23 protein-coding genes are annotated in these 21,713 nt (G+C 62.9%); 16 read left to right on the forward strand and 7 right to left on the reverse strand.

Features of this window, described 5'->3' with window-relative positions; genetic code table 11:
* Window positions 1–240 precede the first annotated feature (240 nt).
* Both NKI64_RS04145 and NKI64_RS04150 read left to right on the forward strand, forming a co-directional pair.
* A complete protein-coding gene (locus tag NKI64_RS04145; protein ID WP_023671730.1) occupies window positions 241–1,020 on the forward strand; it encodes a DUF1223 domain-containing protein in 780 nt (259 codons plus the stop codon).
* Between the two features lie 584 nt (window positions 1,021–1,604).
* Complete coding sequence (locus NKI64_RS04150; protein WP_023683844.1) at window positions 1,605–1,991, forward strand: DUF2794 domain-containing protein; 387 nt, start codon at window positions 1,605–1,607, stop codon at window positions 1,989–1,991.
* A 110-nt stretch (window positions 1,992–2,101) separates the two neighbouring features.
* Here NKI64_RS04150 and NKI64_RS04155 read toward each other — a convergent pair whose 3' ends face one another.
* The 4 genes from NKI64_RS04155 to NKI64_RS04170 all read right to left on the reverse strand — a co-directional run bounded on the left by NKI64_RS04155 (window position 2,102) and on the right by NKI64_RS04170 (window position 7,040).
* Complete coding sequence (locus tag NKI64_RS04155) at window positions 2,102–2,692, reverse strand: GNAT family N-acetyltransferase (protein ID WP_352666574.1); 591 nt, start codon at window positions 2,690–2,692, stop codon at window positions 2,102–2,104.
* A 117-nt stretch (window positions 2,693–2,809) separates the two neighbouring features.
* Window positions 2,810–3,550, reverse strand: coding sequence for a Bax inhibitor-1/YccA family protein (locus NKI64_RS04160; RefSeq protein WP_023742100.1), 741 nt, complete (start codon window positions 3,548–3,550; stop codon window positions 2,810–2,812).
* A 239-nt stretch (window positions 3,551–3,789) separates the two neighbouring features.
* A complete protein-coding gene (locus NKI64_RS04165) occupies window positions 3,790–6,339 on the reverse strand; it encodes an ABC transporter permease (protein WP_352666577.1) in 2,550 nt (849 codons plus the stop codon).
* Entirely contained in the window at window positions 6,339–7,040 is a 702-nt protein-coding gene (locus NKI64_RS04170; protein WP_352666579.1) for an ABC transporter ATP-binding protein, read from the reverse strand. Before NKI64_RS04170 ends, NKI64_RS04165 begins: the two co-directional genes overlap by 1 nt.
* Before the next feature lie 86 nt (window positions 7,041–7,126).
* Here NKI64_RS04170 and NKI64_RS04175 point away from each other — a divergent pair, with 86 nt between their 5' ends.
* Window positions 7,127–7,789 carry an arylesterase gene (locus NKI64_RS04175; RefSeq protein ID WP_488505155.1) on the forward strand — a complete coding sequence of 221 codons (663 nt, stop codon included), beginning with the start codon at window positions 7,127–7,129 and terminating at the stop codon, window positions 7,787–7,789.
* A gap of 273 nt (window positions 7,790–8,062) precedes the next feature.
* Complete coding sequence (thpR, locus tag NKI64_RS04180; protein WP_023671722.1) at window positions 8,063–8,659, forward strand: RNA 2',3'-cyclic phosphodiesterase; 597 nt, start codon at window positions 8,063–8,065, stop codon at window positions 8,657–8,659.
* On the opposite strand, the gene NKI64_RS04185 is transcribed toward thpR, so the two are convergent.
* Complete coding sequence (locus tag NKI64_RS04185) at window positions 8,563–9,090, reverse strand: low molecular weight protein-tyrosine-phosphatase (RefSeq protein WP_023671721.1); 528 nt, start codon at window positions 9,088–9,090, stop codon at window positions 8,563–8,565. The genes thpR and NKI64_RS04185 overlap by 97 nt on opposite strands.
* 104 nt (window positions 9,091–9,194) lie before the next feature.
* On the opposite strand from NKI64_RS04185, the gene NKI64_RS04190 reads away from it, so the two are divergent.
* The 5 genes from NKI64_RS04190 to NKI64_RS04210 all read left to right on the forward strand — a co-directional run bounded on the left by NKI64_RS04190 (window position 9,195) and on the right by NKI64_RS04210 (window position 12,597).
* Window positions 9,195–9,491 (forward strand): 4a-hydroxytetrahydrobiopterin dehydratase, encoded by a 297-nt coding sequence (locus NKI64_RS04190; protein WP_023706758.1) that lies wholly within the window; start codon window positions 9,195–9,197, stop codon window positions 9,489–9,491.
* 119 nt (window positions 9,492–9,610) lie between these two features.
* Entirely contained in the window at window positions 9,611–9,973 is a 363-nt protein-coding gene (locus NKI64_RS04195) for a YkvA family protein (RefSeq protein WP_023687669.1), read from the forward strand.
* A gap of 314 nt (window positions 9,974–10,287) precedes the next feature.
* The gene (locus tag NKI64_RS04200) at window positions 10,288–10,791 is read left to right on the forward strand and encodes an invasion associated locus B family protein (RefSeq protein WP_023671718.1); all 504 of its coding nucleotides are present in this window, start codon (window positions 10,288–10,290) and stop codon (window positions 10,789–10,791) included.
* A gap of 109 nt (window positions 10,792–10,900) precedes the next feature.
* Window positions 10,901–12,133: a dual-specificity RNA methyltransferase RlmN gene (rlmN, locus tag NKI64_RS04205; RefSeq protein ID WP_352666581.1), complete on the forward strand. Its 1,233-nt coding sequence runs from the start codon at window positions 10,901–10,903 to the stop codon at window positions 12,131–12,133.
* Window positions 12,130–12,597, forward strand: a complete 468-nt coding sequence (locus tag NKI64_RS04210) for a hypothetical protein (protein WP_352666583.1) — start codon at window positions 12,130–12,132, stop codon at window positions 12,595–12,597. Before rlmN ends, NKI64_RS04210 begins: the two co-directional genes overlap by 4 nt.
* Here NKI64_RS04210 and NKI64_RS04215 read toward each other — a convergent pair.
* Complete coding sequence (locus NKI64_RS04215; RefSeq protein ID WP_352666585.1) at window positions 12,569–13,210, reverse strand: LysE family translocator; 642 nt, start codon at window positions 13,208–13,210, stop codon at window positions 12,569–12,571. The two genes, NKI64_RS04210 and NKI64_RS04215, sit on opposite strands and share 29 nt — an antisense overlap.
* Before the next feature lie 189 nt (window positions 13,211–13,399).
* On the opposite strand from NKI64_RS04215, the gene NKI64_RS04220 reads away from it, so the two are divergent.
* The 3 genes from NKI64_RS04220 (at window position 13,400) to NKI64_RS04230 (ending at window position 15,689) form a co-directional block, all read left to right on the forward strand.
* Window positions 13,400–14,632 carry an argininosuccinate synthase gene (locus NKI64_RS04220; protein ID WP_023698861.1) on the forward strand — a complete coding sequence of 411 codons (1,233 nt, stop codon included), beginning with the start codon at window positions 13,400–13,402 and terminating at the stop codon, window positions 14,630–14,632.
* Between the two features lie 140 nt (window positions 14,633–14,772).
* Window positions 14,773–15,195 (forward strand): hypothetical protein, encoded by a 423-nt coding sequence (locus NKI64_RS04225; protein ID WP_023710248.1) that lies wholly within the window; start codon window positions 14,773–14,775, stop codon window positions 15,193–15,195.
* Between the two features lie 185 nt (window positions 15,196–15,380).
* Window positions 15,381–15,689, forward strand: a complete 309-nt coding sequence (locus NKI64_RS04230; RefSeq protein WP_023726018.1) for a hypothetical protein — start codon at window positions 15,381–15,383, stop codon at window positions 15,687–15,689.
* A gap of 100 nt (window positions 15,690–15,789) precedes the next feature.
* On the opposite strand, the gene NKI64_RS04235 is transcribed toward NKI64_RS04230, so the two are convergent.
* Window positions 15,790–16,587, reverse strand: coding sequence for a lytic murein transglycosylase (locus NKI64_RS04235; RefSeq protein WP_023671711.1), 798 nt, complete (start codon window positions 16,585–16,587; stop codon window positions 15,790–15,792).
* 294 nt (window positions 16,588–16,881) lie between these two features.
* Between NKI64_RS04235 and NKI64_RS04240 the strand changes: the two genes are divergently transcribed.
* The 4 genes from NKI64_RS04240 (at window position 16,882) to ffh (ending at window position 21,709) form a co-directional block, all read left to right on the forward strand.
* Window positions 16,882–17,979 (forward strand): zinc-binding metallopeptidase family protein, encoded by a 1,098-nt coding sequence (locus NKI64_RS04240; protein ID WP_352666588.1) that lies wholly within the window; start codon window positions 16,882–16,884, stop codon window positions 17,977–17,979.
* Between the two features lie 62 nt (window positions 17,980–18,041).
* Window positions 18,042–18,641 (forward strand): DUF1236 domain-containing protein, encoded by a 600-nt coding sequence (locus tag NKI64_RS04245; protein WP_352666589.1) that lies wholly within the window; start codon window positions 18,042–18,044, stop codon window positions 18,639–18,641.
* Between the two features lie 147 nt (window positions 18,642–18,788).
* Entirely contained in the window at window positions 18,789–19,739 is a 951-nt protein-coding gene (locus tag NKI64_RS04250) for a CPBP family intramembrane glutamic endopeptidase (protein WP_023738027.1), read from the forward strand.
* 383 nt (window positions 19,740–20,122) lie between these two features.
* Window positions 20,123–21,709, forward strand: a complete 1,587-nt coding sequence (gene ffh, locus NKI64_RS04255) for a signal recognition particle protein (protein WP_023706766.1) — start codon at window positions 20,123–20,125, stop codon at window positions 21,707–21,709.
* Window positions 21,710–21,713 lie beyond the last annotated feature (4 nt).

Here is a 21,713-nt window from a genome sequence, read left to right on the forward strand (position 1 = left end):
CGAAGCCCCGCCCTGTACGACAGGAGTAAAAACCGGCTGGGCTCAGCAAGATCTGCCCCACGCTCCTGATGCCATGCTCCCGATCGAACCGGGCGGTGAAGTGCTCCCCCTGTGATGCCATACCCATGGTTGCGGCAGCAAAAATTTCACCGCAACGTGACTTCCCGTTGACTGTCGCTTCTGCCACAAATCTGGGCAACCAGAACAAGGCCGGCGTCACCGGCGGGAATCGGAACGATCATGGCACCTCGACAACCTCTGCGGCTTGCGGCTTTTGCGCTGGCCTTCTCGGCGCTTGCCGGGACCGGGTTCGCCGAGGAATCGGGAACGACCCAGACCGACAAACCGCAGATTGACAGGCCCTTGGGCGTGGTCGAGCTGTTCACCAGCCAGGGCTGCAATTCCTGCCCGCCGGCGGACGCTTTCTTTGCCGAGCTGGCGGCCAAGGACAACGTCGTCGCGCTCGCCTACCACGTCAATTACTGGGACTATCTCGGCTGGCAGGACACGCTGAGCAGCAAGGACAATACCGACCGGCAATATGACTATATGCGCGCCTTCGGCACCCGCTCCGTCTACACGCCGCAAGCCGTCATCAATGGTCGCAGCCATGTCAACGGCGCCAGCCGCAAGGAGGTCGACGGCGCGCTTGCCCGCATGGAGAAATCCGGTGAAGGCATGCGGGTCAGCGTCAAGGTCAGCCGCACCAGCGATCGCGTCATGATCGATGCCGGCGACGCCGGTAGCGGCCCGAGCGACGCCCATGTCGTCATCGTCTATTTCGAACCACCGCAGACGGTGACCATCGCCAAGGGCGAGAACACCGGCCGCAGCATGACCTACTGGAACGCCGTCACCGGCATCCAGACCGCCGGCATGTGGCACGGCAAGGCGCAGCGCTACGAATTGCCGATGACCGAGATCGCCAAGAAAGGCGGCTGCGCCGTGCTGCTGCAGTCGGTCGGCAAGGACGGCCTGCCGGGGCCTATTCTGGGCGCTGCGTTTATTCACAAGCCTTAAGAGGCCCCCTCATCCGGCCGCTCTCGGCCACCTTCTCCCCGAGGGGAGAAGAGGCTGAATCAGCGCTGGCGCGAACTCCTCTCCGATCGGGGGAGGTCGGATTGGCCCGAATTGCTGTTCGCAATTCGGCTGGCAATCCGGGTGAGGGGATGCGCCCGCAAACTGGGCACCGCAGCCTCCGGCAAATTCTCAAGCAGCCAAAAACAAAAAAAACCGACGTCAGCTTGCTTCTGACGTCGGTCATTTAGGTTTTGGGATCGTCGCACCCGGTCTCTCCCTGAGGAAAGTCCGAGGTTGGTTCGATCCGACGCAGACCCGTGGGCGGGGGGCTTGGGGTTTACGAGCCGGTGCCGGACCGAACCGTCTCAGGCAACGCCGGTAAATTCGTCGGACATTGGGGCATGAGCGCGGATAAAAAAAGGCGGAAATGTGGCGAGGCATCACCAATTCAAACACCGCGTTTTATAAAAGTGACTGGACGTTGCGAAAACAGCGCGGTCCCGGGATGGTTAGCCGGGCCTTGCAATTCCACGGCGAACACGCCAACTTCTGCAAGCGAGATTCATTTTCAAAGGGATCGCGGGATGACCGATCGCAGCGGTGGGACGGAGGATGGGGACGCATCCGCAATATTGATCCCGCTGCACGAGGCGCGACGCGAACGCCTCGACCAGCCGGTCCGTTTCGACCGGCGTGAACTCGACGAGATCCTGAGGCTGTACGGACGCATGGTCGCCGCCAACGAATGGCGCGACTATGCCATCGATCATCTGTCTGATCGGGCTGTGTTTTCAGTCTTCCGCCGGGCCAGCGAAGTGCCGCTGTTCCAGATCGTCAAGGATCCGAAACTGGCACGCCGGCAAGGCGCCTTCGCCGTCATCGCCGCCGGCGGCCGAATCCTCAAGCGCGGCCAGGAACTCGGTCGCGTGCTCAACGTCTTCGATGCTAAGCTGAAGATTGTCCAGGCCTAATTGAAAATTGGGGAATTGAAGAGCTGAAGAATTGAAAAAAGAGGATGTAACGGTCGAAATACCGCCGGGTTTGTTCTCAGCTATTCGGATCCTCAATTCTTCAGTTCTCTTCAGTTCTCCTCAATTCCCCTCCTCAGGCTCTCACGAAACTTCCGCTCGGGCAGCGAATGCGGATCGGGCGGAACCGCTACGCCGCCATTCAGCGACAGCTGCATGAACACCGTGTCAAGCCAGCGCCCATGCTTGTAGCCGGAGCCTTCCAGGCGACCGGAATGGCGAAAGCCGAGCTTTTCATGCAGCCGCACCGAGGCGCTGTCTGCATGGCCGTCGCCGATCACCGCGACGATCTGGCGAAAGCCCGCCATACGGCAGGCTTCAATCAGCGCCTGCATCAGCAGCAGCCCGACGCCCTGGCCCTTCGCATCAGGCGCGACATAGACGGAATCCTCTACGATGAAGCGGTAGGCCGGGCGCGGCCGGAACGCGCCGGCATAGGCGTAGCCGAGCAGCGCGCCATCTCGTTCCGCCACCAGATAGGGAAAGCCCCCCGCCGTCAGGCTGTCGAAGCGCCCACCCATCTCAGTGCGGCTGGGCGGCTCCAGCTCATAGCTCGCGGTGCCATGCGTCACGGCATCGCCGTAGATCTCGGTGATTCGGCCGAGGTCGCCTTCCAAGGCCGCGCGGATGGAAATAGTGCTCATGATTTATGCAGACGATTCATCTGCCTCCATGACAGCAAAGGCCGGCACAAAAGAAAAGGGCGGCCGTTGGCCGCCCTCTTGATATCAGCTGGTCCAGTTGCCTGATGGGAAGACCGCCTAGCGGCGATCGCCCATGAACTGCAGCAGGAACATGAACAGGTTGATGAAGTCGAGATATAGCCTCAACGCGCCCATGATCGCCTTGCGGCCGGCAACGTCGGCCTGATCGCCTTCGTAGTACATTTCCTTGATGGTCTGCGTGTCATAGGCGGTGAGCCCGGCGAAGATCAGCACGCCGAGCGCCGAGATGGCGAAGCCGAGCGCCGACGACTGCAGGAAGATGTTGATCAGCATGGCGATCACCAGGCCGACCACGCCCATGACCAGGAACGAGCCGAACGCCGAAAGGTCGCGCTTGGTCGTGTAGCCGTAGAGCGACAGCGCGCCGAAGGCGGCCGCCGTGGCAAAGAAGGTCTGAGTGATCGAGGCGCCGGTGTAGACCAGGAAGATGGTCGACAGCGACAGGCCGACCAGGCCCGAATAGACCCAGAAGGTGGTTTGCGCCGCGGCCACGCTCATCGACTGGATCCTGAACGACAGGAAGAAGACGGCGGCGAGCGGAGCCAGGATGACCACCCAGCGGAAGGCGCTGGCATAGATCAGCGTGCCGAAAGCGGTCAGCTGTCCGTCGCCGGTGACGGCGAGCTGGAAAGCGCCCCAGGCGGCGACGCCGGTGATGAGGAGGCCAAGCCCCATCAAATTGTAGACCTTGAGCATGTAAGTGCGCAGGCCTTGGTCGATGTCGGCGCGCGCGCCCGGCACGGCCGAAGTCTGGTAGTTGCGAATGGGCTCAGCCATTGGAATCCTCTGTTGCTTCTGCCCCGTACGGTGTCAGGCCCTTTCGGACCTGGGCGCCGCTGGCGGGGCTCCAGCATGCCTGTGGCGAAATATGATGGTTCTTGACGTCAAGAACAAGACCGTAACGGGCTGCAACGCTTGGTGAATCTCCGGAAGCCGGTTTTCTTGGGCTTCCATGACTGCACATTACCAAGATTTAATCGGAAACGGCAGATTCGGCCAACCTTGCCGTTTGGGGCCTAGAGGTTGCGCAGCACCGGCGCCGCCTTGTGCCCGAGCACCCGCCAGGTGCCGGCAAGGCCGATGCCGACCGTGATCACCAGCGCAAACACCAAGGTCGCCACTGCCACCTCCGGCATGAAATGCGACGGCAACGTCATGATGCGGGCAACGATGTACCAGGCGGCGATGCCGCCGGCAGCCAACGCAAACACCGCGGTGGCCAGGCCGATCAGCATGTATTCCAGCGAAAACGCCGCGATCAGCGTGCGCCTCGTGGCGCCCAGCGTCTTCAGCACCACGGCATCGTGGATGCGGGCGCGATTTCCCGCGGCGAGCGCGCCGGCCAGCACCAGCACCGAAGCGATCAGCGCCACGCCGGCCGCCGCCCGGATCGCCGTGCCGAGCTGGCCGACCAGCCGGTTGACGACATCGAGCGCGTCCTTGACCCGAACTGTCGTCACCGCCGGGAGGGCGCGGGTGACGGCGTTAAGCAGGCGGGCATCCTCTGCTGCCGTGGCATCCTTTTCGGTCAGCGTCGCCAGCCAGCCATGGGGCGCGCCTGCAAAAGTATTAGGCGAGAACACCATGACGAAGTTGATGCCCATCGTCTCCCATTGCACCTCTCGGAAATTGGCGATCCTGGCCGTCACATTGCGTCCGAGCACATTGACGGTGACGGTATCGCCGAGCTTCAGGCCGAGCGCCTTGCCTTCATCGTTGGAGAACGAGACCAGCGGTTCGCCGCTGTAGTTCTCCGGCCACCAGCTGCCCTCTGTCAATGTCGCATTGGCCGGCTGTTTGGCGTGGTAGGTCAGGCCGCGATCGCCGCGCAGCACCCAGGCGCCTTCCCATGGCACATTGGCCTTGTCGACACTAACGCCGTTCAGCGCCATCACCCGGCCGCGCAGCATCGGCACCTTGACCAGCGTTCCCTTCGGCGCCTCTTTGCCGATCAGTGTCGAGAAGGCATCGACCTCGCTATTCTGGATGTCGACGAAGAAGAAATTCGGTGCCCGTTCCGGCAGACTGCCGGAGATCTGCTGCCTGAGATTGCCGTCGATCAGCGCCAGCGTCACCAAAAGCGTCAGCCCGAGGCCCAGCGACAGCACGACGGACGGCGTCAGCGCGCCGGGCCGGTGGATGTTGCCGATGGCGAGCCTGAGCGCGACCGAGCGCACACGCGGGCTTTTGCGCGCCACCCACTGCACCAACGCACCGACCAGGCGCAACACCAGAAAGGCAAAGACCGTCGCGCCGACGAAGATCAAGGCGATGCGCCGGTCGCCGGAAAACAGGATGGCGAGCGCCGCCAAAGCGAGCGCGATGCCGACCGCCGTGGCAAGATAGGGCAGGCGTGGAAAGCCGCGGCCCTCAAAACCCATTTCGCGAAACAGCGCGGTCGCCGGCACATCGCGGGCGCGGCCGAGCGGCAACAGCGCGAAGGCAAGCGTCACCAGCAGCCCGAACAGCGCGGCAAGAGCCAGCGCACCGGGATAGAAGCCGCCTTTAGCCGGCACCGGAATGACCGACTGAAGCGCCGCACTCGCCGCAAACGGCATGGCGGCGCCGAGGATGAGGCCAAGCGCGATGCCGAGGCCGGCGATCATCAGGATTTGCACGAGATAGACGGTGAAGACGAAGCCGCCCGAGGCGCCAAGGCTCTTGAAGGTGGCGATGACGCCGCGCTTGCCGTCGAGATAGGCGCGCACCGCATTGGCAACGCCGACGCCACCGACGACCAGCGCCGTCAGCCCGACCAGCGTCAGGAATTGCGAGAAGCGCTCGATGTTGGAGGACAGCGCCGGCGCGGCGTTCGAGCGGGTGCGGATCGACCAGCCGGCTTCGGGGAAATCGCTCGCCGCCCGATCCTGGATGGCCTTGAGATCGGCCTCGCTGGCGCCGGCCGGCAGCCGAACCTTGTAGGCATTCTCGACCAGGCTGCCTGGCTGGATCAGACCAGAGGCGGCGAGCCCTTGCATCGAAACCATCAGCCGCGGCGCGAAGCCGAAACCGTCCGACACCGCATCCGGTTCGCTCACCAGCCTGGCCCGCAATTCGAATGTCGCGCTGCCGACCTTCAGCCGGTCACCGATCTCCACATTCAGCCGGTCGAACAACAGGTCGGGCGCGGCGGCGCCAAAGACGCCTGATTTCTCGCCGAACAAATCCTCTCTGCCAAGCTGCGGCGCGGTCTCGAGCGCGCCATAGAGCGGATAGGCGTCGTCGACGGCCTTGGCCTCAACCAACGCCTGGTCGGAGCCGTCATCCAGCCGCGCCATCGAGCGCATATTGGCGCTATGCGACACAGTGCCGAGGCGGTCGAGGAAGGTGCTTTCGGCTGGCGTCGCATCGCGCTGGTTGAGCTGGAAGCGCAAGTCGCCGCCAAGCAGCGTCTGGCCCTGGTCTGCAACGCCTGCGGTGATCGCCTGCGCCACCGAATTGACCCCGCCGATTGCAGCGACGCCGAGCGCAATGCAGGCAAGGAAGATCAGGAAACCCGACAACCCGCCGCGCATCTCGCGCAGCGAGAAGCGGAACGCGAGCTTCAGCGTCTGCGACAGTGGCATCAGGCCGGCACCTTGACCTGCGCTACCGGCGCATCCTCGATCCGGCCCGAGCGCATCGACACCTGGCGCGAGCAGCGCGCCGCAAGGGCCGGATCGTGCGTGACCAGCACCAAGGTCATGCCGCGCTCGGCCGCCTTGGCGAACAAAAGGTCGGCAACCTGCCGCCCCGTCGCCTGGTCGAGATTGCCGGTCGGCTCGTCGGCGATGAGAATGCGCGGCGACGGCGCCAGCGCGCGGGCGATCGCCACGCGCTGCTGTTCGCCGCCGGACAGCTCGCCCGGATAGTGGATGACGCGGTCGCTCAAGCCCACCGCTGCCAGCTCGCGCGCCGCGACACCGAACGGATCGGCATGGCCGGCCAGTTCCAGCGGCACCGCGACATTTTCGAGCGCCGTCATGTTGGGAATGAGATGGAACGACTGGAAGACGATGCCGATGTTTCGGCCCCGAAACGATGCGATCTCGTCCTCGCTTTTGCCGTTCAGCAATTCGCCGGCGATCCGCACCGTCCCCGAATCGACCTGCTCCAGCCCGGCAAGCACCATCAGCAAGGTCGACTTGCCGGACCCCGAAGGGCCGACAATGCCGGTCGCCTCGCCGCGCGTCACGTCAAGGCTGACGCCTTTCAGCACATGCACGGACGAAGCCCCTTGGCCCAGGGTCAGGGATATGTCTTTCAGCGCGATGACGGCTTCTGTCACAATTAAAGCGTCCTATATCAGGATGAAGGCTCTGCTTGCCGGAAGCCGTCGCCGGAAGAATTCCTCGGGTATATGGGGCCTGCCACATGTCTTTCAAACGCAAGATATCTTTCAAACGCTTGAATGCCGCAGGGCTCGTCCTTTTCGTCACCCTTTGCGGCGCCATTTCGTCCGTGCGCGCCGAGACGTTCACCATCGTCGGCTTCGGCGACAGCCTGATGGCCGGTTTCGGCCTCGGGCCTGGCGATGGCTTTACCGACAAATTGCAAGCTGCGCTGCGCGCCAAAGGCCATGACGTCACAGTAGCCAACGCCGGCGTTTCAGGCGACACCTCGAGCGGCGGCTTGGCGCGGCTTGACTGGTCGGTGCCGGATGGGACAAGGCTGGTTATCCTCGAACTCGGCGCCAACGACATGCTGCGCGGCGTCTCGCCTAGCATTACGGAAAAGAACCTGGACGACATGCTGGCGAAGCTGAAAGCGCGCAAGATCGCGGTGCTTTTGGCCGGCATGCGCGCCGCTCCCAATCTCGGCGCCGACTACCAGAACGCCTTCGATGCGATCTATCCAAAGCTGGCCGCGAAATACGATGTGCCGCTCTATCCGTTTTTTCTCGATGGCGTCGCCGGACAGTCCGGCCTGCAGTTGGAGGACGGCCTGCATCCCAATCCGAAGGGCGTCGCAGTGATGGTCGAGCGCATCCTGCCCGCCGTGGAGAAGGCTGTTGCGGCAGTTCAGGGTGGCGGTTGAACGCCGGCCAGACGAGAATAGCGCGGCGTTCGCCTCGCGCGAACTTTGAAACAAAAGACCGGGCTGCCGATGACCCGAGTCATTCATGCTGCGCTCCAAGAGCATATGCAGCATCTGGGTAATGCAAGCGCCGAAGCGGCACGGCAATAGTGCTTATTCATCGCTTGGAGGCGCCTGTTCGTAAAAATGCCTGCAACCAACAAACCACTTGCCCCGTTTGACTATCGATGATTCGCTAGGGGCACAGTTCGATTCGAGGAAGGGAGGCTCACCATGCCGCGTCTTTTCACCGCCCTCGAAATACCCCGTGACGCCGCTCTTTCGCTGTCCCTGCTCAGGGGCGGCCTGCCCGGAGCCCGCTGGATCGATGTCGAAAACTACCATCTGACGCTGCGCTTCATCGGCGACGTCGAAGGCCATATCGCCGACGAAATCGCCAACGCGCTCGACCGGGTGCACCGCCCATCCTTCTCGCTCACCCTGTCCGGAGTTGGCGCTTTCGGCCAGAAGAAGCCGCACGCCGTCTGGGCCGGCGTCTTCGCCTCGCCCGACCTTTCGGCGCTGCAGAGCGAAATCGACCGCATCTGCCAGCGGCTCGGCCTGCCCGCCGACCCGCGCAAGTTCACCCCGCATGTTACGCTGGCACGCTTGCGCAATTCGAGCCCGCTCGACGTCGCCCAGTACCTGTCGGCGCGCGGCAATTTTGCGACGCTACCGTTTCGCGTCGGCCGCTTCGTGCTGATGTCGTCGCGCGATTCGGTCGGCGGCGGTCCCTACATTGTCGAGGAGGCGTGGCCGCTCTCCGGCGTCGACGCCCGCGCCACCAATCTCGTCGCCAGCGCCTCCGACGCTTCGCGGATCATGCGGTAGACCGAAGCGAACGCTTCGGCCCCGTCATAATAGGGATCCGGCACGTCGCGGGTTTTGCCCTGCGCAAACTCTGCCAAGAGATGAATACGTTCGCGCGCACCGGCCGGCGCCAACGCCTTGAGGTCGCGGACATTCTGCCGATCCATGCCGAGGATCAGGTCGAAGCGCGAAAAATCCCCCGGCCTGACCTTGCGTGCCCGCTGCCCTGATATGTCGATGCCGTGGCGGGCCGCAATCGCGATCGAGCGCGGGTCGGGCGCTTCGCCGAGGTTCCAGCCGCCGGTCGCCGCAGAGTCCAGCACGATATCGTCCAGCACCATGTCGCGGCCGCGCTCCGCCAGCACGGCGCGAAACACGCCTTCGGCCAGGGGTGAACGGCAGATGTTGCCGAGGCAGACGAAGAGTATGGAATTTATCGGCTTTACGCTCATTCGATATGCGCCGTTCGTGCATTTGGAAGCCCAAAACGCAAAGGACTTTTGGGGGACTTGCATTATGGTGAGGGTCGATATCTGGGATAGCACGGGAAATCATCATGAAGAGAGAGAAACTCAGCAAGGACGCCATCGCCGCCGCACTGGCCGAACTGCCTGGCTGGTCGCAGGCAGCCGATGGCGCCTCCATCAAGCGCAGCTTTGTCTTTAAGAATTTTTCCGAAGCCTTCGCCTTCATGACCCGCGTCGCGCTGGCCGCCGAGAAGATGGACCATCATCCCGACTGGTCGAACGTCTACAAGACTGTCGACGTGACGCTCAACACCCATGATGCCGGCGGTGTCACCGCGCTCGACATCGCGCTGGCCAAGAAGATGAATGGGTATGCAGGCGGCTGAACGCTGGGGCGGCAACGCCAAATCGGCGCCATCCTCTTGCAGTGGACCGGGACTTTCACCACATTTTCCGTGGCGGCCGCGCGCAACGCGTAGCGCGACGGCCGGCAAGGAGAGGATTGATGGCGCAGCAGCCCGGTTTTGATTTCTTCGGCTTCGGCAGCAAGCTCGGCGACGAGAGTGAAGTGCGCGCCAAATTCTGGCGCACGGCCAAGAAGGCCGCCCGGCAGATTCCGTTCATGGAAGAGGTCGTCGCCGGCTATTATTGCGCGCTCGACAGGAAGACGCCTTTGCGTGCCAAGGGCATATTGCTGGCAGCGCTTGGCTATTTCGTGCTGCCGGTCGATGTCATACCCGATTTCGTCTTCGGCCTCGGCTTCACCGACGACATCGCCGTGCTGACCGCCGCGATCTCCGCGGTAAGCGCCCATATCACCCCTGCGCACCGCAAGGCCGCCAAGGAGGCGATCGCCGACAAGAGCTGAATCGGCGTCGCGTTGGCAACTGGGTTCAGAAGAAATCCTCCGCTCAAACAGGACGATAGCGGCTTGGCTTCGGGTTCCGCTGCGGCCGTTCGAAAAGTCAAACTCTTGCCGCTTTCGTGGCCTCCAAGTCGCCGCAGGGACATTGCGAAAGCCGTTTTTTCAAGAAGCGGCGCGGAAATGGCGGTGGTTTCCATGGGTGAATGTCCTTTTCCAAGGGAAATTCACCGTTTGGTAACCCAGATTAAATCAAAATGAAGCGACGGGCAGGACGCCAAGCCGGCCTGCCCCGCACCATTTGGAATACGGGAAAAGCGATGCGCGGATTGATTGCACTAGTCTCGAGCCTGGTCCTGGTGGCCTTTGCCGCGCCGGCGCTGGCGCAGCAGGCGACCAAGATCGGCCAGCACAATGCCTGGGGCACCTACAGCTACCAGGCGCAGGGCGGCAAGGTCTGCTATGTGCTCACCGTGCCGACCGACAAGCAGCCGCCGACGCTCGATCACGGCGACATGTTCTTCTTCGTCAGCCAGCGCCCGGGCCAGCAAGTGTCCTATGAGCCGCAATTCATCGCCGGCTACACATTCCAGGAAGGCTCCAAGGCCACCGTCACCATCGACAAGAAGACGTTCTCGATGTTCACCCGCGGCAAGTCGGCCTGGGTCGAGAACGCCGCCGAAGAGCCTGTGCTGATCGCCGCCATGAAGACTGGCACCGACATGAAGGTCTCGGCGAAGTCTGGCCGCGGCAATCCGACGACCTATGTGTTTTCGCTGAAAGGCATCTCGGCCGCGCTGACGTCGATCGCCAAGTGCAAGTAGGCTAGCGCGGTTCCCGCCGCATGACTCTCGCCGCAACCTGTGCTATGCGCCGCGCTTCTTTCGGCACGATGGATGAAATCGGCCGCAATTCGCTTATATTGGCGCTGATATGACCCTTTCCTTCGATCTCACCAATGAGGGCGCACGCGACGCGTTGCGCACTCGCGCCACGCCCGAGAAGCCGTCGCTGATCGGCCTGACCCGGACCGAGCTCGGCGAGGCCCTCATCAGTGCCGGCATCGTGCCCGAGCGCCAGGCGAAAATGCGCGCCCAACAGCTCTGGCACTGGATGTATGTGCGCGGCGTCTCCGATTTTGCCGGCATGTTCAACATCTCCAAGGATCTGCGCGCCGAACTCGACAAGCATTTTACCGTCGCCCGGCCCGAAATCGTCGAGGAGCAGATTTCCTCCGACGGCACGCGCAAATGGCTGTTCCGCTTTCCGCCGCGCGGCGCCGGCCGTCCCGTCGAGATCGAGACCGTCTACATCCCCGAGGAAGGCCGCGGCACGCTATGCATCTCATCGCAGGTCGGCTGCACGCTGACCTGCTCGTTCTGCCACACCGGCACGCAGAAGCTGGTGCGCAATTTGACGGCGGAAGAGATCCTGGCGCAATTGCTCACCGCCCGCGACCGGCTCGGCGATTTCCCCGACCGCGACACACCCGACGGCGCCATCGTCCCTGCCGAGGGCAGAAAAGTCTCCAACGTCGTCATGATGGGCATGGGCGAGCCGCTCTACAATTTCGAGGCGGTGAAGAAGGCGCTGCTGATTGCCTCCGACGGTGACGGACTGTCGCTGTCGAAGCGCCGCATCACGCTCTCTACCTCCGGCGTGGTCCCCGAGATCTTCCGCACCGGCGAGGAGATCGGGGTCATGCTGGCGATTTCGCTGCACGCCACCAATGACGATTTGCGCGACCTGCTTGTGCCGATCAACAAGAAGTATCCGCTGAAGGAACTGATCGAGGCCTGCCGCGCCTATCCCGGCCTGTCCAACGCCAAGCGCATCACCTTCGAATATGTGATGCTGAAGGACGTCAACGATTCCATCGAGGACGCCAAGGGGCTGATCAAGCTGCTCAAAGGCATTCCAGCCAAGATCAATCTGATCCCGTTCAACCCGTGGCCGGGCACCAACTATCAGTGCTCGGACTGGGAGACGATCGAGAAGTTTGCCGACTACATCAACAATGCCGGCTATGCCTCGCCGATCCGCACGCCGCGCGGCCGCGACATCCTGGCCGCCTGCGGCCAGCTCAAATCCGACTCCGAACGCATGCGCAAGGTCGACCGCCTGGCGCTGGAAGCCATGATGATTGCAGGGCACGGCGAGGCGTGAGCCGCCTCTTCGCCTATATCCTCCGTTTCGCTGTCATCCTGTTCGGCTATGTCGTCGCCTCATTGGCGGCGAGCGCCTTTCTCAACGTGCTGTTCCTGGCTTCCGTCGGTTATAAGCCGGACGATGCGCACCCGATGATGGCCACGGCGCTCCATTTTTCGATTCCGTTCGTGGCGCTGTTTGTCGCCTATTTCGCTTTCATACCGGCGGTGGTCGCAATCCTGATCTCCGAGGTCCTCAGCCGCCGCGACTGGCTGTTCTATGCACTCGCGGGCGGCGTCGTGGCCGCGGCCTTCCTCGGCTTCGTTCATCAGAACGTGGATTTCGACGTCACCGAACCGCGCGCCATCGCCGCGGTGATCGGCTGCGGCATGGTCGGCGGCATCTTCTACTGGCTAAGCGCCGGCCGCTGGGCCGGAAGCTGGTGGCAGGCCGCTACTTCGCCTGAGCGGTCAGGATCTTGAGCGCGAAGGCCGAAAACACACCGGCAAAGAGATAGTCTACCACCCGCGTCACCCGCGGGCTGGCCTTCATCGCCGCCGAAAACTTTTCCGCCGCAAACACCATCGGCGCCGTCACCGGGATCGACAGCACGATGAACATGACGCCGAGGAAGAACAATTTTCCCGGCGCGTTGGGGTCATGCGCGGAGACGAACTGCGGCAGGAAGGTCATGAAGAACAGGATGATCTTCGGGTTGAGCAGGTTGACACCGAGCCCGGCCAGCCAGCTGCGAAACAGCGAAATCTGCGGGCCGCTCTTCTTCTCCGGCGAGAACGCCGAGCCTTTGACGATCGCTTGCCAGGCGAGGAAGACGAGATAGGCGGCGCCAAGGACCTTCAGCACGAAGAAGGCCATCGGCGAGGCGACGATCAGCGCCGAGACGCCGACCACCACCAAAGTGGTGTGGACCAGCGTTCCGCACAGAGCACCCGCCATCGAGGCAAAGCCGGTGGCGCGGCCCTGGCTCAGCGTGCGCGAGACGAACAGCGTCATATCCGGCCCCGGCGTGATCGCCAGGATCATGGTGGCGATGGCGAACTGGATCAGCGTCGTGGTGTCGGGAATGAAGGACATGGGTGGCCCCTGGCGAATGATCGTCGGTCTATAACGCAGCCTCCCCGCTCACGCCAGCAACTGACTGGCGTGGCATCTGGTCCAGTGGCTGCGGCAGCCGGAGCCCGTTCATCCCTTGCGCTGGCCGGAAATGCCGTGATACCTCGCCCGCGAAACTCATCGCGCGGAACCGCCAAAATGTCCCCAGCAATGCCCAAGACAAAAGACGTCAAGAAGGTCGTGCTCGCCTATTCCGGCGGTCTCGACACCTCCATCATCCTGAAATGGCTGCAGACCGAGCTCGGCGCCGAAGTCGTCACCTTCACCGCCGATCTCGGCCAGGGCGGCGAGCTGGAGCCCGCGCGCAAGAAGGCCGAGATGATGGGCATCAAGGATATCCGCGTCGTCGATGTCCGCGAGGAATTCGTCGCCGACTTCGTCTTCCCGATGTTTCGCGCCAACGCCGTCTATGAAGGCACCTACCTGCTCGGCACCTCGATCGCCCGCCCGTTGATTTCCAAGCACCTGGTCGAGATCGCCCAGGAGGTCGGCGCCGATGCCATTGCGCACGGCGCCACCGGCAAGGGCAACGACCAGGTGCGTTTCGAGCTGTCGGCCTATGCGCTGAATCCCGACATCAAGGTCATCGCGCCGTGGCGCGACTGGTCGTTCAAGTCGCGCACCGACCTGATCAACTTCGCCGAGCAGCACCAGATCCCGGTGGCCAAGGACAAGCGGGGGGAGGCGCCGTTCTCGGTCGACGCCAACCTTCTGCACTCCTCTTCCGAGGGCAAGGTGCTGGAAGACCCGTGGAGCGAGCCGCCGGAATTCGTCCATCAGCGCACCGTCTCGCCGATGGAGGCGCCGGACAAGGTCACCGAGATCGAGATCGAATTTTTGAAGGGCGATCCGATTGCACTGAACGGCAAGAAGCTGTCGCCGGCCGCCATGCTGACGGCGCTTAACGATCTTGGCCGCGACAATGGCATCGGCCGGTTAGACCTGGTCGAGAACCGCTTCGTCGGCATGAAATCGCGCGGCGTCTACGAGACCCCCGGCGGCACCATCCTGATCGTCGCCCACCGCGCCATCGAATCGATCACGCTCGACCGCGGCGCCGGCCACCTCAAGGACGAGTTCATGCCGCGCTACGCCGAGCTGATCTACAACGGCTTCTGGTTCTCGCCCGAGCGGCTGATGCTCCAGGCGATGATCGACAAGAGCCAGGAAGACGTCGAAGGCACGGTGCGCCTGAAACTCTACAAGGGCAATGTCATGGTCACCGGCCGCAAATCCAAGAAGACGCTCTATTCCGACGCGCTGGTCACCTTCGAGGATGACCGCGGCGCCTACGACCAGAAGGACGCCGCCGGCTTCATCCGCCTCAATGCGCTGCGGCTGAGGACGCTGGCGGCAAGGAGCCGCAAGGGTGAACCAAACTAGTATTCCAGGAAAACCCGGCGGTCACGCAGGGTTTTTATTTGGTACCTCTAATATAAGAGACCAAGCTGGCTGACATGGTTTCCGTTTGACCTTTTAAAAGCCTCATCTAAATTCCTTCTCGGGACGGAGGGATTCTGATCGTGAAAAACGCCATTTTTCTCATGCTTGCGGCGGCCATCGTCTTTACCGGATGCCAGTCCTCGCAGGCGGCCGCAAAACGCGAGCAGGACGGGTGCATCTCCGCCGTCCATCTATGGAGCATCACGTTCAAGCACGAAATCGCCTCTTTCATGGGCGTCTCGCAGGAGCGCATGCCGGCCCTGTTCTGCCAGCGCATCACCGAAGGAGTACGCAGCGGGCGGATCAGCTACTCCGATTTGAACAGAGTGCAGCTAGACCTGCCGACCGAGATATGGCTGGTCATCAAGGGCAAGTCAAAGGCGGCTGCCAGGGCCGCGCCGGTGCTGCGCAACTCCAAATTCCGGAGCTGCAAAGGTACTGAAGGCGCCTTCGAGGTTCCTATTTCCCAGAAGTGCCCGTTGAGCGGCTACGCACATTATTGAGAGCCCAGGCGCTCAGCCGGCATTTGCGCCAACGATCGAGCAATTCGAGAAAGAGCATGCCCGACTTTGTCCGTAACTGCGTAAAAACAAAGAAATAGAGCGGCGGCAAAGAACTCAGTGCTTTTCCTGCTTGATCTTTTCGGGCCCTTATCTAGCCTCCTCACAATCGATGGGGGCAGCTGACAATGAAGCCGTGGTTTGTGGCCCTGCCTGCAATGGTCGTCATGCTGGCCGGTTGCCAGACTGGGCAGGAGCAAGTGAGTCAGGATCCCGAGGCGGCATTCGATCGCTGCGTCAGCAAGGTGGCCATATCGAATATATCGGCCAAACACGAGATCGCCGCTTTTATGGACGTTTCCCTGGAGCGCATGCCGCCACTGCTGTGCCGCCGCCTTGTCGATGCCATGAAGACCGGCCGGCTGACCTTCTCCGACATAAACCGCCTCCAGTTCGACCAGTCCACGGACATCTGGAAGGTCATAAAAGGCGGGTAGCCGCTTGGCTGCTGAACGGTTTGACCGCCAAAAGCTCCAGTCCTTGCAGAAAAGCCCGGCGCATGGCCGGGCTTTCCGTTCTTCGATCTGGATATTTCTGTCAGCCGCCGTCGATCGCGTCGGCGATCTGGGCGATGGCCTGCTGGTAGACGCTGGCGGAATTCCAGCCGGCGATGGCCCCCATATTCGCACTCGCGCTCGCACCCGCCCGCCAGCCATGAGCCTTGAGGAAGTTGGCGGTCGAAGCCAAGGCCGTCGCCTTGTCGCGCAGATTTCCGTTGCCGACGCCATACTTCAGGACATTGCCGGGCAGGAACTGCGTATGGCCGATCTCGCCATGCGCAGCCCCAACCGACGAGGCGCTCAGCGCGCCGCGATCGACCAGCTTCAGCGCCGCAATGGCATGCGGGTAAAAGAACCCCGGGCGACGGCAATCATAGGCAAGCGTCAGAATGGCGGAGACCGTGTTCTGGTTGCCCAGGGAGGCTCCGAAGCCGGTTTCCATGCCCCAGATGGCCAGCAACACGCCCGGCGACACGCCGTAATTGCTCTCGATCCTGTCGAACATCGCCGCATTCGACTTCTTCAGCGCACGGCCCCTGGAAATGATCGCAGCTCCGCCACGGCGCTTCATGAAGGCGTCCACCGAACCGCTGAACGCCTTGTGGATGGCGCGGTCGACGGAGATTGTCTTTGTCGCGTAGCTGGCACCGGCCAGAGCAGCCAGACCCTTCCCGCCGACACCTTCGGACCTGGCCTGCGCGGCAAAGTCCTGCTTCCACGCTTCGAAGCCCGCGCCGGTCTTGCCGCAGCTGGCCGCCGCCTGCGCGCCCGTCGCCAGCGCAAGTACCGCGACCACCGCGGCAGCAATAATCTTTCCCTTGGCAAGCAATGCCATGCTTTTTCTCCTGATTGCCTGAATCACGTCCCGGTTGCGAACTTGCCAGCGAAACGCGCCATTGTCACCGTACCCCCGGCGCTACCCTGGCCAATGCAGCGGAATTTGCTTACGATCAAGTGCTTATTGTGGCCGAAAAGCCCGGGCGCCGGGCAGGCGAATTCGCTGCTCGGGTAAAAAGAGGTGACGGGGGCATGGAACGGCGGCCCGTGGCGGGCGTTTGGGCGAGGCGCCGCTCCGCACCATATTCCTCCTCTGACGCCATACGCCAACGCCTGACGCATCGAGATCGACATGAAACTGTTCGACTGCCCGCATTGCGGCCACCGCCTCTACTTCGAGAATGCGCAGTGCCTGAATTGCGGGAGTCTCGTGCTTTACGATCCCGAGCATGCGCGCTTTGCCTTGTCTGACGTCGACGGCATCTTCCACTGCACCAATGCGGATGAATGCGCCTGCAACTGGATGGCCGAACCGGGCCATACCTACTGCCGCGCCTGCTTGCTGAACCAGCTGATCCCCGACCTCTCCGTCGACGGCAACCGCCGCCGCTGGATTCGCGTCGAGGCGGCCAAGAAGCGCGCCGTCTATTCGCTGCTCGCCTTCGGCCTTCCGGTCGCGCCCAAGCACAGGCACGGCGACGAAATCGGCCTCGCCTTCGACTTCATTGCCGATCCGATCGGCGGCGGTCCCGGCGGCGAACGCATCCTTACCGGCCACGACAACGGCCTGATCACGCTCAACGTCGCCGAGGCGGACTCGGCCGAGCGCGAGCGGCGTCGCGTCGAGATGGGCGAAAATTACCGCACGCTGCTCGGTCATTTCCGTCATGAGCTTGGCCATTACTACTGGGACCGGCTGATCCGCGACGAGCCGCAACGGCTCGATGCCTTCCGGGCGCTGTTCGGCGACGAACGCCCCGACTACGAGCAGGCGCTGAAGGCCTATTACGCCAATGGCGCTGCGCCCGACTGGCAGCAGAACCATATCTCCGCCTATGCGACGTCGCATCCATGGGAAGACTGGGCCGAGACCTGGGCGCACCATCTCCACATCACCGACACGCTGGAGATGGTGCACGCGCTGAATTTTCCACTCGGCCAGCTTGAGACGATGGAGACCAATGTGCTGCCGCAAGGCGACACCGGCGGCCGGTTGCAGGCGGCGCCCGCGGAACCTGACGCCGTGCCCGAGCCGTTCGAAAAGATTCTCGCCCGCTGGCTGGTACTCTCGGAAGCCTCCAACTCGATCAACCGCTGCATGGGCCTGCCCGACCTTTATCCCTTCGTCATTTCGGACGTGACGGCGCAGAAACTCAGCTTCGTGCATGAGCTTTTGACCGGTTTGCCGAAAGAAACCGGAACAAATCGTGAGCTGGCGTCGGTATTTTAGCCGGAACGCATGCGTTCTGGTTTCGTTTGGTGTCGCGAGGGACCATGAAAGGGAGAGAAACCATGAGACGCATATTGTTTCCGGCCGTCGCCGGGGCGCTTGTCGCGATGTCGGGTGTGGCACTCGCCGATACCGCCGTCTCGGCCGTCACCGATCTTAATGTGCGCGCCGGCCCCGGCCCGCAATATCCTGTGATCGGCGTGCTCGCCGCCGGCCAGTCGGCGACGCTCAATGGCTGCATCGAAAACAGCAAATGGTGCACCATTGCCGAAGCCGGAGGCCAGGGCTGGGTCTATTCCGACTATGTCACGGCCGATTTCGGCGGCAACCGGGTCGTTCTGACACGCCGCCCCGCCGACGCCGCCATCACCGTGGTTACACCGCCGCAGGATGATTATCCCGATGCCTATACCGGTGCGATTCTGTCCGACGACGGCCCCGTCGACGCCATCGACAGGCCACCGGCGGAAGTCGGCACCTATGTCAGCACGCACCGGCTCGATCCTGTCTATCTCGAGGGCGAGGTGGTGACCGGTGCCACCTTGCCCGACACGGTCGAACTGCGCGAAATCCCCGACTACCGCTACCGCTACGTCTATGTGAATGGCCAGCAGGCGCTGGTCGACCCGCAGACACGGCGCATCATGTACGTCGTGCGCTGATTTTGCCTGGAAAGAATGACAAGTGAACTCGTGCCGCCCTCCTGCGGAGGCTGAGGGCGGCAAAAGGGTCGCTGAACAGCAGCAATTGCGCGAGAGCCGGCGATCCCCTAGATCATGCGACCCGATGCGTTCGGCAGAGGAACTCGCGTGATATCAGATCCAGCCGCCTTCGAGCGCTATAGCAACACGGCCACCGAAAAGACGAACCTGCCGCGGCTGATAATTGGAACGGCGGTCGTCGTCCTGTTCTGGGTGGCGATCACCCTGGTTGTGGTGCTTGGCGGCACCTATGTCGCGATCGTCTGGCATGTATTGCCGGACGATCCGCGCGGGCCGCTTCAGGGCTTTCTGGCCTCGCCCATCGGCATACTCACCGCACTCACCTCGTTTACCGGCATCTGGCTCGGCCTCTGGCTTGCCATGCGTTTCGTCCATGGCGAGCCGCTCTCGGCGCTTTTCGGCGCCAGTCGCCGCGTGTCCTTGTCGGGCTTCCTCAAGGGCCTAGTTGCGGTGCTGATCACATCGGCGCTTTCCGAAATCCTGCTCTACTGGCTACAGCCCGAAATCGCCCGCGGCACGATCAACCTGTCGACCTGGCTGCTGTTCCTGCTCCCGATCGTGGCGCTGACCCTGCTGCAGACCTCGTCCGAGGAGATGCTGTTTCGCGGCTATCTGCTGCGCGGCCTGGCCAAGCGCTTCGAGAGCCCTTACGTGTGGGCGCTATTGCCCGCTTTGCTGTTCACCTCCTTGCATTGGAGCCCGGGCTCGAGCCCCGCCATCAACGCCTGCGTGCTGGCCTCGATCGCCGCCTTCGCCTTGCTGTTGACGCTGGTGGTTTATGTCACCGGCAATCTCGGCGCCGCCTTCGGCGCCCATCTCGGCAACAATCTCACCGGCTTCCTGCTGATCTCGCATCAGGAGAACTACAATTCCTTCGCCCTGTTCAACGCCAAGCCGCTGGAAGGTCCGGACTGGACGACGACGGATGCCGTCATCATCGCCGCCATCGGTATCGTCTGCACCTTGCTGACGATCCTGCTGCTTCTGCACCCGCGCTCGCCGCTGAAGGTTACGGCCGACCCTCGGGATGCAGGGTGAACTAAACAGGGACCGATCCAGAGACCGGGAAGCCGCCCTTGTCTTGACTCTTCGGCCGATTTCCTGTCTACAGCCCCGAAATCCGCGACGAGTATCCCTCCGAGCAAGCCGACCAGGACGCCAAAACCTTTTGAGGTGGGTGCTGTAAACAGATCCTGGAGGCCAACACCCGGCAGCGCTGAGCGCCCCCGGGTGCTTTTTGGTTTTGAGCTTTGCTTGGATGAGCGGCGCGAACGCACTACCTCTCGGGCACCATCGGGGTGCCTGAGAAAAAGGAAACGGAATGTTTGAATCGCTGCAGGAGCGCACAAGAGGCGTGGAGGGCCATCGGCCCGACAGGGATCACCATGAATCCAAGGCGCTCTCGCGCGGCGGGTTGACCAATGTTTGAATCACTTCAGGAGCGCCTTGGCTCCATCCTGAACGGCCTGACAGGCCGCGGCGCGCTGTCGGAGGCTGATGTCTCGGCGGCGTTGCGCGAGGTGCGCCGTGCGCTGCTCGAAGCCGACGTTGCGCTGGAAGTGGTGCGTTCCTTCACCGACAAGGTGCGCGAGAAGGCCGTCGGCGCGGCTGTCGTCAAGTCGATCAAGCCCGGACAGATGGTCGTCAAGATCGTCCATGACGAGTTGGTCGACATGCTCGGCGCCGAGGGCGTCGCCATCGACCTCAATGCGCCGGCGCCGGTCGTCATCATGATGGTCGGCCTGCAGGGCTCCGGCAAGACGACGACCTCCGCCAAGATCGCCAAGCGCCTGACCGAGCGCCAGAACAAGAAGGTTCTGATGGCCTCGCTCGACACGCGGCGGCCCGCGGCACAAGAGCAGCTGCGCCAGCTCGGCGAGCAGGTCAAAGTCGCGACGCTGCCTGTCATTGCCGGCCAGAACCCGGTCGACATCGCCAGGCGCGCCGTCCAGGCAGCCAAGCTCGGCGGTCATGACGTCGTCATCCTCGACACCGCCGGCCGCACCCATATCGATGAGCCGCTGATGGTGGAGATGGCCGACATCAAGAAGATGTCGAGCCCGCACGAAATCCTGCTGGTCGCGGATTCGCTGACCGGCCAGGACGCCGTCAACCTTGCCAAAAGCTTCGATGAGCGCGTCGGCATCACCGGCCTGGTGCTGACTCGCATGGACGGCGACGGCCGTGGCGGTGCCGCGCTTTCGATGCGCGCCGTCACCGGCAAGCCGATCAAGCTGATCGGCACCGGCGAAAAGATGGACGGGCTGGAGGAATTCCACCCCAAGCGTATTGCAGACCGCATCCTCGGCATGGGCGACATCGTCTCGCTGGTCGAAAAGGCCGCCGAACACATCGACGCCGAGCAGGCGGCGGCGATGGCCAAGAAGATGCAGTCGGGCAAGTTCGACCTGAACGACCTTGCCGGCCAGCTTCAGCAAATGTCGAAAATGGGCGGCATGGGCGGCATCATGGGCATGATGCCCGGCATGGGCAAAATGAAGGACCAGATGGCCGCCGCCGGCCTCGACGACAAGATGTTCGGCCGCCAGCTCGCCATCATCTCGTCGATGACCAAGGCCGAGCGCGCCAATCCGGACATGCTGAAACATTCGCGCAAGAAGCGCATCGCCGCCGGCTCAGGCACGGATGCGGCCGAGATCAACAAGCTCTTGAAAATGCATCGCGGCATGGCCGACATGATGAAGGCGATGGGCGGCAAGGGCAAAGGCGGCGGCCTGATGCGCGGCATGATGGGCGGCCTTGCCTCCAAGATGGGCCTCGGCGGCATGATGCCGGGTGGCCCCGGCGGCATGATGGGTGGCGGCATGCCCGACCTATCCAAGATGGATCCCAAGCAGCTCGAAGCCTTGCAGAAGCAGATGCCCGGCCTTGGCGGCATGAAGGGCCTGCCCGCCCCGAGCGGCGGTGGCCTGCCCGGTCTGCCCGGCGGCATGAAGCTTCCCGGCCTTGGCGGCGGTGGTCTGCCCGGCCTCAGCAAGAAGAAGTGAGGAC

The organism is Mesorhizobium sp. M0478 (assembly GCF_040321305.1).
GTDB lineage: Bacteria > Pseudomonadota > Alphaproteobacteria > Rhizobiales > Rhizobiaceae > Mesorhizobium.